General features: G+C 62.1%; 14 protein-coding genes. 4 read left to right on the top strand and 10 right to left on the bottom strand.

The window, feature by feature from the left end:
- Positions 1-119: 119 nt before the first annotated feature.
- From NKH37_RS24265 to NKH37_RS24305, 9 genes are all read right to left on the bottom strand, one after another.
- Positions 120-1211 carry a 3-deoxy-7-phosphoheptulonate synthase gene (locus tag NKH37_RS24265; protein ID WP_023718240.1) on the bottom strand — a complete coding sequence of 364 codons (1092 nt, stop codon included), beginning with the start codon at positions 1209-1211 and terminating at the stop codon, positions 120-122.
- 247 nt (positions 1212-1458) lie between these two features.
- Positions 1459-1881, bottom strand: a complete 423-nt coding sequence (locus NKH37_RS24270) for a type II toxin-antitoxin system VapC family toxin (RefSeq protein ID WP_352591239.1) — start codon at positions 1879-1881, stop codon at positions 1459-1461.
- Entirely contained in the window at positions 1878-2144 is a 267-nt protein-coding gene (locus tag NKH37_RS24275; RefSeq protein ID WP_023718242.1) for a type II toxin-antitoxin system Phd/YefM family antitoxin, read from the bottom strand. The genes NKH37_RS24270 and NKH37_RS24275 overlap by 4 nt, the downstream gene beginning before the upstream one ends.
- Positions 2145-2339: 195 nt before the next feature.
- Positions 2340-3134 carry an SDR family oxidoreductase gene (locus NKH37_RS24280; RefSeq protein WP_023718243.1) on the bottom strand — a complete coding sequence of 265 codons (795 nt, stop codon included), beginning with the start codon at positions 3132-3134 and terminating at the stop codon, positions 2340-2342.
- Positions 3135-3157: 23 nt separating this feature from the next.
- Entirely contained in the window at positions 3158-4156 is a 999-nt protein-coding gene (iolG, locus tag NKH37_RS24285; protein ID WP_353005986.1) for an inositol 2-dehydrogenase, read from the bottom strand.
- 66 nt (positions 4157-4222) lie between these two features.
- A complete protein-coding gene (locus NKH37_RS24290; protein ID WP_254815918.1) occupies positions 4223-4990 on the bottom strand; it encodes an ATP-binding cassette domain-containing protein in 768 nt (255 codons plus the stop codon).
- A gap of 2 nt (positions 4991-4992) precedes the next feature.
- Complete coding sequence (locus NKH37_RS24295; RefSeq protein WP_352495260.1) at positions 4993-6069, bottom strand: ABC transporter permease; 1077 nt, start codon at positions 6067-6069, stop codon at positions 4993-4995.
- A 114-nt stretch (positions 6070-6183) separates the two neighbouring features.
- On the bottom strand, positions 6184-7125 hold the full coding sequence (locus NKH37_RS24300; RefSeq protein ID WP_023718247.1) for a sugar ABC transporter substrate-binding protein: 942 nt from the start codon (positions 7123-7125) through the stop codon (positions 6184-6186).
- A 309-nt stretch (positions 7126-7434) separates the two neighbouring features.
- Complete coding sequence (locus NKH37_RS24305; RefSeq protein WP_023718248.1) at positions 7435-8466, bottom strand: LacI family DNA-binding transcriptional regulator; 1032 nt, start codon at positions 8464-8466, stop codon at positions 7435-7437.
- Positions 8467-8583: 117 nt separating this feature from the next.
- Here NKH37_RS24305 and NKH37_RS24310 point away from each other — a divergent pair, with 117 nt between their 5' ends.
- From NKH37_RS24310 to NKH37_RS24325, 4 genes are all read left to right on the top strand, one after another.
- A complete protein-coding gene (locus NKH37_RS24310) occupies positions 8584-9732 on the top strand; it encodes a fatty acid desaturase family protein (protein WP_502895937.1) in 1149 nt (382 codons plus the stop codon).
- Positions 9733-9771: 39 nt separating this feature from the next.
- Positions 9772-10086, top strand: coding sequence for a MocE family 2Fe-2S type ferredoxin (locus NKH37_RS24315; RefSeq protein ID WP_023718250.1), 315 nt, complete (start codon positions 9772-9774; stop codon positions 10084-10086).
- Between the two features lie 2 nt (positions 10087-10088).
- Positions 10089-11318 carry an NAD(P)/FAD-dependent oxidoreductase gene (locus tag NKH37_RS24320; protein ID WP_353005991.1) on the top strand — a complete coding sequence of 410 codons (1230 nt, stop codon included), beginning with the start codon at positions 10089-10091 and terminating at the stop codon, positions 11316-11318.
- 435 nt (positions 11319-11753) lie between these two features.
- Complete coding sequence (locus NKH37_RS24325; protein WP_353041663.1) at positions 11754-11930, top strand: YjiS-like domain-containing protein; 177 nt, start codon at positions 11754-11756, stop codon at positions 11928-11930.
- A gap of 314 nt (positions 11931-12244) precedes the next feature.
- Here NKH37_RS24325 and NKH37_RS24330 read toward each other — a convergent pair whose 3' ends face one another.
- Entirely contained in the window at positions 12245-12892 is a 648-nt protein-coding gene (locus NKH37_RS24330; protein WP_353005984.1) for a DUF1579 family protein, read from the bottom strand.
- Between the last annotated feature and the right edge of the window lie 18 nt (positions 12893-12910).

A 12910-nucleotide genomic window follows, 5' to 3' on the forward strand; every position in this document is an offset into this window, starting at 1 on the left:
CGCCAAGCTCAACTGGCCCGTCTGCTTCACTGCCATCGCGATTCCCTCAGAGCGTCCACCTCAGAGAATCACAATCAGCGAATTACGCAACAGGCCCACAAGGGGAGAAGGAGAAGTGCTCAGGCGGCGCCTGAACGGCTTGATATCATGCTTCGGCGCACCGACCGGCGCCGCTCGACGGCGTCGGCAAGGCCGTGAAGCACCGTCTCGGTGGCTGCCCAGTCGATGCAGCCATCGGTGATGCTCTGGCCATAGACGAGCGGCTTGCCCGGCACGACGTCCTGCCGGCCGGCGACGAGGTTGCTCTCGATCATGACGCCGATGATGCGCTCGTCGCCTGCCGCGACCTGGCCAGCCACGTCAGCCGCCACCCCTGGCTGGTTTTCCGGCTTCTTGCTGCTGTTGGCGTGGCTGACATCGATCATCAGCCGCGGCGCCACGCCGATCCGGCCGAGTTCCGCGCAGGCAGCCGCGACGCTTGTTGCGTCATAATTGGGCTGAATGCCGCCGCGCAGGATGACGTGGCAGTCCTCGTTGCCGGTGGTCGTCGCGATGGCGCTGCGTCCGCCCTTCGTCACCGCCATGAAATGATGCGGTTGGGCGGCCGATTTCACCGCCTCGGCGGCGATCCGCAGATTGCCGTCAGTGCCGTTCTTGAAGCCGACCGGGCAGGACAGGCCCGATGCCAGTTCGCGATGGATCTGGCTCTCGGTCGTGCGCGCGCCGATCGCGCCCCAGGCGACGAGGTCGGCGATATATTGCGGGGTGGCCATGTCGAGGAATTCGGTCGCCGCCGGCAGGCCGAGATTGTTGACGGCGGCGAGCACGTTGCGGGCCATCCGCAGCCCCTTGTCGATGTTGAAGCTGCCGTCCAGGTCGGGATCGTTGATCAGGCCCTTCCAGCCGACCGTCGTGCGCGGCTTCTCGAAATACACCCGCATCACGATCTCCAGCCGGTCCGACAGGCTCTCTCGCAGCGATGCCAAGCGGCTGGCATAGTCTACGGCAGCGGCCGGGTCGTGGATCGAACAGGGGCCGACGACGACCACCAGCCGGTCGTCGGTGCCGGTCAGCACGGCATGGATAGCATTGCGTGACGCGGCAACGGTCCGCGTCGCCGTCAGTGTGCGCGGTATCTCCCGCATCACCTCGTCCGGCGTACTCAATTCCCTTATTTCTTTGACCCGAAGATCGTCTGTGGTGGTCAACACGGCTTTCTGCTCCTGATTGGGAGACCTGCCGGCTGAAACAAAAAAGCCGCCAGGTCTGGCGGCTGTTCGGATCTTGCTGCTGCAATCTTCAGATCGAGCGCAATCCTCCCGCCGCCAGCGAGCTGCTAAAGTACCAATAGGTGGCGGTCAGGTTGATCATGAGGCTCATATAGTCGAAGCCGAGGCGATTGTCACGTGTCTGATGATGCTACTGACGTAGTGGCCCAGCATGCAGCGCCGAGCGGGTTCATGCAGTCCAGGGATCGACGAGTTCAATTCCGAAGTCTTCGAAATCCTTCGTGTTACGCGTTGCCAAGGTGAGTTCCTGCGCAATCGCCGTGGCTGCAATCAGGCCGTCCATCGACGACAGACCGCGACCGCGGCGCTTCGCAAGGCCCATCAGGTCGCCCCACGCCAAGGCAACCGGTTCGTCCACCGGAAGAACTCTCTGCTCGAAGCGCTGCGGCAGGTCCCGTGCGAGCCATTCGGCCAGTGCCTCGCGTTTCCGGCCCTCGTCCATGAGGGCGACGCCGCGCCGGATCTCCGCGATCGACACGACGCTAATGAATGAGCGGTCCTCATCAAGCCCGCCCAGCCAGTCCAGAACGCGCACATCCGGCGCCGGCCTTGTCACCTCGGACAGGACATTCGTATCGAGCAGAAGCCTCACAGCGGCAGATCACGCGGTTCGTCGCGCTGGCGCTCAAGGTTGAGATCGGCGCCGCGCAGCGGCGACTCCAGCAGGAACTCCGCAAGCGTACCCTTGCGCGCGGTCTTCCGCTGCCATTCCTCGGCCGAGACGACAACCACGCTTGGCTTACCGTTTCTGGTGATCGTCTGCGGCGAAGATTGCGCGCGCTCGATAACCTCCGAGAGCCGGGCCTTTGCCCCAGCGACCGTCCAGTTAGTATCCTCTCTGGGCGCAGACGGCATTTCGACCTCCCATGACCATTCTGACTATCTTGACTATATGGGAATGGCGATACGGCGGCAACAGGGAAGGAGAGGGTTTCAGAGCCCGTGTGCCTGAGTGAGGTCGATCGGAACCGATTATGCCGGCTTTGATATTTTGGGGCATCTCGGCCACTCATGGCAAACTGCTTCTGACGCAAGGCTACACGGCTGATCCTATTCCGGTGACGCCCCCGCGATGCTCTGGTCGTAGTCGACCAGCGACCCGGTCATGACGCCGGACTGCGGGCTGATCATATAGCTGATCAATCGGGCAAGTTGCGCCGGCTTCACCAATTGGCCCATCGGCTGCGCGGCCTCGGCTTTTTCAAGCCAGTCGTCCGGCGCGTCATGCCATTTCTTCTGCACGATTGCCTCGCCCTCGGTGTCCATCCAGCCGGGCAGCACCGCGTTGCAGCGGATGCGATTGCCGCGATGGGCATTGGCGACATTCTTGGTCAGTGTCGCCAGCGCTCCCTTGCTCGATGAATAGGGCGCCAGGAACGACTGGCCGCAATGCGCCGACATCGACAGTACGTTGACGATCGAGCCCGGTGCCTGGCGCGCCAGCAGATGCGCCACCACGCCCTGCATCAGAAAAAACGGGCCGCGCACATTGGTCTGGAATATCTGGTCGAATAGATCCTCTGAGGTCTCGACCAGTGAGCCGCGAGCCGAGGTGGCGGCGGCGTTGACCAGCGCGTTGACGGTGCCGCAATGGCCAATCGCCGTTTCGACCGCACGCTTGCAGTCGGCGACTTTGGCGACATCGGCGCTGATGAAGATGGCATCGACGCCTGCCCCCTTGAGGATGGCGACAGCCTTGTCGCCCTTCTCCTTCGAGCGGCCGATCAGCGCTAGCGCCCGGCAGCCCTCATCGGCCAGCGCTTCGGCGACGGCAAAGCCGATGCCTTGTGCGCCGCCGGTGACGATGGCGCGTGTTTCGGAATTGCGACCGGCTGAACCGTTCATCGCCTTGCTCCTGTGCTTGATAGTCAGATTGTTTTGTCGAGGCGGACGGTCTTGCCTTCCTTGGCCGATTTCAGCGCCGCATCTGCCAGCCTGAGCGCCACCAGCCCGTCCTTGCCGCTCGGCGCCGCCTTCTTGCCTGACGTCGCTGCCGCGATGAAGGCAGCGATCTCGTTGGCATAAGCGTCGAGATAACGAGTCATGAAGAAATCGTGCAGCGGCGGCCGCGTATAGCCTTTCTCATTGGCCAGTTCGATCGACACCGGCCGCTGGTTCTCGGCCGCAATCATGCCTTTCGAGCCATGCACCTCGATGCGTTGGTCGTAGCCATAGGTGGCTCGGCGCGAGTTGGAGATGACGCATTGCTTGCCGGAGGCAGTTTCGAGGATGACGCTGACGCTGTCGAAGTCGCCGGCCTCGCCGATCTTTTTGTCGACCAGCACCGAAGCGTGCGCGCTGACCGCCACCGGCTCCTCGCCGAGCAGGAAGCGCGCCATGTCGAAATCATGGATGGTCATGTCGCGGAAGATGCCGCCCGAGCGGCCGATATAGTCGAGCGGCGGTGGACCGGGATCGCGCGAGGTGATGGTCACCATTTCGACTGTGCCAATCGCACCGTCGTCGATCGCCTTGCGCACGGCGGCAAAATGCGGATCGAAGCGGCGGTTGAAGCCGACCATCAGGGTGGCGCTGGCCTTGTCGACGACGGCCAGGCATTGTTCCACCCTGCCGGCGTCGAGATCGATCGGCTTCTCGCAGAAGATCGCCTTGCCCGCTTTGGCGAAGCGTTCGATCAGATCGGCATGGGTGTCGGTCGGCGTGCAGATGACGACCGCATCGATATCGCTGGCAGTTTCGATGGCATCGATGCTGCGCACTTCGGCGCCATAGGCAGAGGCCAAATCGGTCGCCGCCTTCTCGAAGGCGTCGGCAACCGCAACCAGCCTGGCCTGCGGGTTGGAGCCCACCGCACGGGCGTGGACCTTGCCGATACGGCCGGCACCGAGAAGAGCAAAGCGAAGCATGAAGAATTTCCTTTGAGAATGGTTGGAAAGAGAAGGCGTGTCAGCCCCCGTAACACGACGTTGGCCTTACGCCGCAAGTTCCGCCTGCCCGGTCTTGGCGCCGGTGATGTAGGAGACGATATCGTTGCCATCGGTATCTTGCTTGCGCAAATTGGCGACGATGCGGCCGCGCCGGAAAACGACGATGCGGTCGACCAGATCGAACACCTGACGCATGTTGTGAGAGATCAGGATCAGCGGCTCGCCATTTTCCTTCAGCGTGCGGATGATGTTTTCGACCTGCATCGTCTCCTGCACGCCGAGCGCCGCCGTCGGCTCATCCATGATGATGAGCTTGGAAGCAAAGGTCGCGGTTCTGGCAATCGCCACGCACTGGCGCTGGCCGCCCGACATGTGGCGGATGGTGTTGGAAAGGTTGGGGATCTTGACCGCTGTGCGGACCAGGGCTGCTTCGGTCGCCTTGCGCATGAACTTGCGGTCGAGGATCGAGAAGGGCCCAAGATTGAACAGCACCCTCTCGCGGCCGAGGAACAGGTTCGACGGCACGTCGAGGTCGTCGGCGAGCGCCAGGTTCTGGAACACCGTCTCGATGCCCGCCTCGCGGGCTTCGATCGGCCCGGCGAAATTCACTTCCTTGCCGTCGAACCACATCCTGCCGCTGGTTCGCTGCTCGACGCCGGTGATCTGGCGCACGAAGGTCGATTTGCCGGCACCGTTGTCGCCCATGATGGCGACATGCTCGCCCTTGCGCAGCTCGAAGTTGGCACCCTCCAGCGCATGGACGCCGCCATAATACTTGGTCAGGTTTTCGGTTTTCAGGACGATGTCCGACATGATCAAGCCCTCATTGCCCGCAGGCGTTGGCGCCACTGGTCGAGAACGACTGCGCCGACGATGATCACGCCCTTGACCATCTCCTGATAATAGGCGTCGAGGCGCAAAAAGGTGAAGCCGGAGATGATGACGCCGAAGATCAGCGAGCCGATCACCGTCCCGATAATCGAGCCGCGGCCGCCCGACAGCGACACGCCACCGATGACCGCCATGGCGATCGCATCGAGCTCGTACATCACACCCATACCGGCCTGGGCAGTGAGATTCTTGGAACTCAACACCACGGCGGCGAGCGCGGCAAGGATGCCGGCAATGACGTAGACGAGGATCTTGTGGTTGGCGATGTTGATGCCGGACATGCGCGCGGCATCCTCATTGGAGCCGATTGCATAACAGTGCTTGCCATATTTGGTGTAGCTCAGGATCAGCTGGAACAGCACCGCCAGCGAAATGAAAATGATGACCGGCATCAGCCCCTTGCCGATGGCGGCGAAACTCTCGGTCGGAAACGAGATCGGCTGCCCCTTCGACCACCATTTGGCGATGCCGCGCGCGGTGACCATCATGCCAAGCGTGGCGATGAATGGCGGGATGCGCGTGTAGGCGATCAAGGCACCGTTGACCAGGCCGGCCAGCAGGCCGCAGCCGATTGCGACGAGCACCGGCACGATCACCGGCAGGTCGGTCCAGCCCTGGGCAATGAACATCGCCTTGGGGTTCGGGTTGCCGTTGACCGTCGCCACTTGGGCGAAGCTCATGGCTATCATCGCCGTGGCGCCGACGATCGAACCCGAGGACAGGTCGATGCCGCCGGTAATGATCACCTGCGTCACGCCGATGGCAATGATACCGACGATCGACACCTGCAGGATGATGATCTGCAGGCGCGCTTCGTTGAAGATCGCATCGATATTGTCGCGGGTATTGAACAGGAAGCTGTCGCCCAGGAAAACCCGGCCGATCAGCTCGAAAGCGCCGACCAGGATGACGAGCGCCAGGAAGACGTTGAATTCGGCCGGCCATGCGCGCCGCTTCGCATCATAGCTGAGCCCGCCGACGCCGTGAGATGTCTGTGCCAATCGTGCTTCCTCCGTCAGCCACGGTCTCCACCCGGCGCTGTTCAGGCCGAGGGGGAAAAAGCGGAGCGGCGCTGTCTTACTTTGGCGCGCCGCTCCGTATCGGACAGGTCCGCCTCAGTTCTTCTTCAGGAACTTGTCGATATTTGCCGGCGTGACCAGCTGGAACGGGATGTAGACCTTGTGCTCGACCTTCTCGCCCTTCGCTAGCTTGAGCGCAGCATCAAGCGCGCCAGCGCCCTGGCCGGCTGCGTCCTGGAACACCGTCGCATCGAGGTCGCCCGCCTGCATCGCCGCTAGCGCGTCCTGGGTAGCGTCGACGCCGCCGACGACAACCGACTTCATGTCGATATTGGCGGCCTTCATCGCCTGGATAGCGCCGATGGCGCTCTCGTCATTGTTGGCGATGACGCCGTCGAACGGCTTGCCGGTCGACAGCCAGTTGGTCATCAGGTTCTGCGCTTCTTCGCGCTTCCAGTTCGACGTCTGCTTGTCGATGATCTTGATGAAGCTGCAATCCGGCGTGGCAATCACATCATCGATGTCCTTGGTGCGCTGCACCGCGGCCTGGTTCGACAGCTCGCCCATGATCACATAGACATTGGCCTCTTTCTTGCCGGCTTCCTTGAACAGGCGGCAGACCTCCTTGGTCTCGAGCGTGCCAGAATCGGCTTCGTTCGAGGCGACGAAAGCCTGGTTTTCCGGCAGCGTGTCGACGTTGACCGGCTCGCGATTGACATAGACCAGCGGAATTTTGGCAGCGGCGGCTGCGTCCGACATCGCCTGGGTGGCCGAGGTGTCGACCGGGTTGACGATGATTGCGTCGACGCCCGAGGCGGCGAAGTTCTTGATCTGGTCGAGCTGCTTGGCGACGTCGTTCTGCGCGTCTTCCACCTGCAGCTCGACGCCGTCCATGCCCTTGGCCTGCTCGATCATGCCGTTGCGCAGCACGGTGAGAAAATTGTCGTCGAACAACGCCATCGACACGCCGATCTTGGCAGCAAAGGCGGACGAACTCATTAGCGCCGCGAACGCGACGCCCAAAAGCAGTTTTTTCATTTTATTTCTCCTCCACATTGGTGTCCGGCTGCACCGATCTACCCGGAATCCCCGATCTCGCAGGGAATTCTCTCCCGATTGCCATTTTAGTTCCGGAAGGCATTTGCCTGAAACAGATCTTCCGGAACGAAAGAACCAAAATGCTCAGTTGGTGAAATATTTATTCCATTTCGCGTGGGCGTCAAGCGAGATTTCGCCATGAGGAATGGATTTTCGGCATTTCGAGCTCTTTTAGACGAACGCTCAGGCAAGCCAGGCCTGAAAGCGTTCTGATAGATTACATCATGTCTGCCGCCAATGACCGCGACGTCAGATGTTTTCCGGCAGATAAATGTCGAAGGGCAGAAAGGTCTGACCCGGCGCATTCGCGGCGCCGGTCTCGATGGCATGCGCCATCAGCCCGACAAGCTCGCGGCAAAGCGCTGCCAGAGGCGTCGAGATCACCATCGTCAGGAAATTATCCGCCAGCGCCGCGCGGGAGTCAGGCGTGATCTCGTTGCAGACGACCGCTGGCATCTCTGCCGGCTTTGCCTCCCTCAGCGCCGAGATCGCGCCTTCCATGCCGCCACCGGCGACATAGCAGCCGGCAAGATCGGGGTGGCGGGCCAGAAGCTCGATCATTGCATCATGCGTGATCTGGTTCGCTTCCAGATTGACCAACGTCTCAAGGAGAGTGAATTCCGGCGCTTGCTCGCGAAAAAAGGAGCGAAAACCGATCTCGCGAAGCTCGTGGCCGTGGAAGCGATGGCTGCCGACGAAGAGGGCGACCTTGCCAGGTCTCTTCGCGGCCTTCGAGATCATCCAGGCAGCGGTGCGGCCAACCTTGCGATTGTCGAGGCCGACATAGCCCTCGCGAATGCCGGACGCAAAGTCGGAAAGCAGGGAGAACACCGGTACGCCGTTGGCTTTGAGCGCCTCGACGGCCACCGTCAGCGTCGGGTGATCAGGCCCGACCAAGGCGACGGCCCTGGATTTGGCGGCCAGCTTGCGCATCCGCTCGACGATCTCATCCGGCGCCAGCGAATCGGCGAAGTCGATGGTCGCCACGCCTCGAAAGCGCGGCGACTGCGATACTGCCAGTTCAAGTTCGCGGGCAAATTCGCTGTAGAAGACGTCTTCCCGCCGCAACAGCAGAAATCCGAGGCGATACTCCGGCAATTCATGGCGCATCCGCTGCTTGATCAATCCGGCCGCGTGATAGCCGATGCTGGTCGCGGCGTCATAGACGCGGCGCGCGGTTTCCTCGCGCACCGGCAAGCGGTTGTTCAGCACCCGGTCGACGGTGGCAACGCTGACCCCCGAAATGCGTGCCAGGTCGGTGATCGTCGGCCGTTTCGCCATCGCTGCCTCGCTCCAACTATCCGACTCTTTTAGACCATTCTGATGGAAAATGATAGAAACTATCTTTGTGATATTGAGTCTATCAGCGCTCGGCGTTATTTTGAACACTGACCGAATATGATCGAGGCCTCCGCCATGGTGGATATCGGACTCCAAACCGGGAACACAACCTCAGCAGCAGCGTCCCAACGCGACTACAGCCTGGTCGGCCGCGACGCGAAGCTTGCCGTCGAGAGCGGGCTGGCGGCGGCCGAGTGGTATCACACCGACGTGCCGCGCAAGCAGATGAAGGAGCTGATGCAGCGCTCCGACGGCCCGGCGATCCGCGATACCATCATCTGGCTCGGCGCCACGATCCTCAGCGGCGCGGGCGCCGCCTTGTTCTGGGGCAGCTGGTGGTGCGTGCCGTTCTTCTTCGTCTATGGCGTCCTCTACGGTTCCTCCACCGATTCACGCTGGCACGAATGCGGCCACGGCACCGCCTTCAGGACGCAGTGGATGAACGACGTGGTCTATCAGATCGCCTGCTTCATGATCATGCGCAACCCGGTGACCTGGCGCTGGAGCCACACGCGCCACCATACCGATACCATCATCGTCGGCCGCGATCCGGAGATCTCGGTCATGCGCCCGCCCGATCTGCTGCGCGTCGTGCTCAATTTCGTCGGCATTCTCGATGCCTGGCATGCGATGAGCGACATGCTGCGCAATGCGGCCGGCATCATCAGTCCGGCCGAAAGAACCTTCATTCCCGACCAGGAGCAGCCGAAGGCAATCCGCATTGCTCGCATCTGGACGGCGATCTATGCCGCGACGGTCGCGCTGGCGCTTCTTACCGGCTCGTTCCTGCCGCTGATGCTGGTCGGGCTGCCCAGGCTTTACGGTGCCTGGCATCATGTCATGGTCGGCCTGCTGCAGCATGGCGGCCTGGCTGAAAACGTCACCGATCACCGGCTGAACAGCCGCACCGTCTACATGAACCCGATAAGCCGTTTCATCTACTGGAACATGAACTACCACGTCGAGCATCACATGTTCCCCATGGTGCCCTACCATGCGCTGCCCAGGCTGCATGAGCTGATCAAGCACGATCTGCCGGCGCCGACACCGTCCATCCTGGCCGGCTATCGCGAGATGATACCGGCTTTCCTGCGCCAGCTGCGCAATGAGGATTATTTCATCAAGCGCGAACTGCCGCCGACGGCGAGGCCCTATCGCGAGGATTTCCACAACGATAACGCTGCTGTTGCGGTGGCTGCTGAATGACAAGCCTACGCCGGGGCACCAAGAATCGGGGAGGCGCAAATGAGCGACTGGGTCGAGGCTTGTGACGCCGAGGACATCGACGAGGAGGATGTGATGCGGTTCGACCATGGCGGTCGCACCTTCGCCATCTACCGCAGCCCCGAGGACGGGTATTTCGCCACCGACGGGCTTTGCACGCATGAGAAGGTGCATCTGGCCGACGGGCTGGTGATGGACGATATCATCGAATGCCCGAAGCATAATGGCCGCTTCAATTACAAGACTGGGGCTGCCAGGGGCGCGCCGGTCTGCGTCGATCTCAGGACCTATCCGGTCAAAGTCGACGCCGGCAAAGTCCTTGTCCGGATCGGTTGATGATGACGAAGGGAATGGTCATCATTGGCGCCGGCGAATGCGGCGGGCGCGCCGCCCTTGCGCTGCGCGAGCTCGGCTATGATGGCCCGGTGACGTTGGTCGGCGACGAGCCGCATCTGCCCTATGAGCGGCCACCGCTGTCGAAAGACGCGATGGTCGCCGACGCGCCCCTGATCAAGGCGATCGCCAGTGAGGCGGTCCTGGCCGAAAGATCGATCAGGCATATCCATTCGGTTCAGGCGATGGCGATCGACCGCGTGGCGCATGTCGTGCGCCTGTCGGACGGCTCGGTCCTGGCCTACGACAAGCTCCTGCTGGCGACAGGGTCGCTGCCGCGCAAGCTGCCGATTCCGGGCCTTGGCGGGCGCTGCGTCTATCTGCGGACCTTCAACGACGCACTGGCCATTCGCGCTCATCTCAGCGCCGGAAATCGCGTCGCCATCATCGGCGGCGGCTTCATCGGTCTCGAGCTCGCCACGGCGGCACGCAGGCTCGGCGCCACTGTTGCCGTTATCGAGGCGCAGCCGCGCATTCTGATGCGCGGCGTGCCGGCCGAGATCGCGCAGGTTATCCATCAGGCGCATGAAGCCGAAGGCGTAAAAATTCTGTGCGGCGAGGGCATCGACGCCATTGCCGATGACGGCGCCGAAGTGCGCATCGTGCTTGCCGGTGGACACGACATTATCGCCGATCTTGCCGTGATCGGCATCGGCGCCGTGCCGGTGACCGGACTTGCCGCGGAAGCGGGGCTGACGATCGACAATGGTGTCGCCGTCGACGCCGAGCTTCGCACCAGCGACCCGGACATCTTTGCCGCCGGCGATTGCTGTTCGTTTCCGCTCGCCATCTATGGCGGCCGGCGCGTGCGGCTCGAAGCCTGGCGCAATGCGCAGGAGCAGGGCGCGCTTGCGGCCAGGAACATGCTTGGCGCCGGCGAGGCCCATGCGGCGGTACCATGGTTCTGGTCGGATCAGTACGGCCTGACCTTGCAGATTGCCGGCCTGTCGGACGAAGGCCGCAGCATTGTGCGTCGCGAGCTCGGCGACGGCGCCTTCATCCTGTTCCATCTCGCCGAGGACGGCAGGCTGGTTGCGGCAAGTGGCATCGGCCCCGGCAACGCGGTCGCCCGCGACATAAGGCTGGCCGAGATGCTGATCGCGAAAAGGGCAAAGCCGGCGCCGGAAGCGCTAGGCTCGCAAACGATCAAGCTGAAGTCGCTGCTGGCGGCATGAGCCAGCGCGGGTTCCAGAACCATTTGAAAGAACTTGCGGAGCGCTTGCCGTTCTGGTGGTGACAATCCTGCACCTGATGGCGGGAGACGACCCTAAGCGGTCGTTCCTGCCCGCGATGGAAACGTCTCATGAGGGGTTGGAACGGGGTCGTTCGCGCGACTTTGCGCCGAAAGGTTGCCATGAGGCGAATGATCCGATCTCGATCCCAGATGTCAGCTAAGCGCTTGCCGTCACGGCCGAGACGACCCCTTCCAGCCAACCGAGTTTCAGATGTAACCGAATTTCCTCCTTCTGAAATCTTTGCGCAACCGCGCAGCGCGACCCTTTCTCCTCAGTAGACGGGCTGACCACAGCCCGCCGCCCTGCCCGTATGCGGCCGGGGCTCTGAGAAAAGAGGCTATCATGACGCCCCCAGTCCAGTGTGTTCTCCGTGTTATGCACCTGGTCATCGCCCGACCCCTTAGGGCCGCAGCGCAACGGCGTGAGCTGGCTCAACTTAGCGACCGCCAGCTACGCGATGCCGGAATCGATCCCGCATTGGCAGGCCGTGGCAAGGCGGCCGCCGTCGATAGAACCAGCCTGCTTCGACTGCCGAGCCTGTCGTCCGGCTGAGCGAGTTGATAGAGGAGCTAGCGATGGCCGCTCTCTCCACCGCGATCGGCGCAGAAGTCGGAGAGGTGTGCCTGCTCGGGGCAATGTTCGCTGGACTGATCCTCATCTCAGCTCTCCGAGAACGCGCTCCGTTCAGGTCCGATCTCTGACTTGTCGGGCGCTCAGCGTCCGGTCGTCTTTCAAAGCAGTTCCAGGCGCCGAACTGGACGCTTTGAGATCGTCGGAGCTGAACTCGACCTTCCCGGCATATCCCGGCCGAGCGATGGAACCCGCGCAAGCTACTTACAACGTCCGAGCCACCCTTGAGCGATCGCTCACGCCTTCAGTCGCGTATAGACGGCGCGCGTTGCCAGTGTTTCTTGCTGTCCGGGACGCGTGAAATAGAGCTCAATGATGTGGCGATCGTTGTTCTCAATTTTGATTACAGTGCGCATGCCGACCTGCTTGCCGACTGTTTCTTCGCCCGCCACGCCCTGGTCGGTAAAGGTGCCGGACATGCTGATCGGCCTTTGATCCCCCGAATTAGGGACGCCTTTAAAATACATCATGGTTGTGTTGACAGGATCGATCGTGACCCACTCGTAACGTCCGTCCATGATGCTGTAGCCGAGCCATCCTTTGCGCCAGACCGGCGCTCCATCCAGCGTTCCCTCCATTATGTCTTCGATGTAACGGCCGCCCGCCAACCACTGACGATGGCTAATGAGATCGTCCGTCACGAGCGGCGGCTGATCGGGGCTACGGCCGAGCGTGCCGTAGAAGCTCATCTGGACGCGCCAGGTGCCGATCATTGGCGCCAGGACCTCATGCCCCGGGCCCGGCAATCCACGGCGAAGCCAATTCGGCAACTCCGACTGGGTCGGGGGCTCGGCTGCAGCCGAGCTGCCTTGAGCCAATGCGCCGAAAGGAATGGGGAGGGCGAACGCAACGACGAATAGGGCAACGTGTAGTGTCTTGATCATATTTTATCTCCAGCTCAT

Source organism: Mesorhizobium sp. M1217 (genome assembly GCF_040318275.1).
Taxonomy (GTDB): Bacteria; Pseudomonadota; Alphaproteobacteria; order Rhizobiales; family Rhizobiaceae; genus Mesorhizobium.